This window comes from Aquicoccus porphyridii (assembly GCF_008369105.1).
Classification (GTDB): Bacteria; Pseudomonadota; Alphaproteobacteria; order Rhodobacterales; family Rhodobacteraceae; genus Aquicoccus; species Aquicoccus porphyridii.
This window is the reverse complement of the sequence record NZ_VINQ01000140.1, coordinates 1-433: the sequence shown is the minus strand read 5'-3', so window position 1 is coordinate 433 and position 433 is coordinate 1. Positions and strand designations below refer to the sequence as shown.

Here is a 433-nt window from a genome sequence, read left to right as displayed (position 1 = left end):
GGTACGCACTGATGAGCAAACAGATTCCCGTTCAAGACGTCACCCCGCCTGCCAAGGGCGACACCAATAACAACGATCTCTACGCCAAGCGCGAGAAGATCTACACCCGGGCCTTCACCGGTATCTTCCGCCGACTGCGCATGGTGGGCGGTGCGGCGCTCTTCCTCCTCTACTTCGGTACCGTCTGGCTCAACTGGAGCGGCCGCCAGGCCGTCTGGTGGGACCTGCCCGAGCGCAAGTTCTACATCTTCGGCGCCACCTTCTGGCCGCAGGACTTCATGCTGCTTTCCTGGCTGCTGATCGTCTGCGCCTTCGGCCTGTTCTTCATCACCGTGTTCGCCGGTCGCGTCTGGTGCGGCTATACCTGCCCGCAGAGCGTGTGGACCTGGATCTACATGTGGTGCGAGAAGGTCACCGAAGGCGACCGCAACCA

At 61.9% G+C, this 433-nt stretch carries 1 pseudogene; it reads left to right on the top strand.

Annotated features, from left to right (window positions below):
* Positions 1-433, top strand: a pseudogene (locus FLO80_RS23930) (hypothetical protein); the annotation flags it as partial.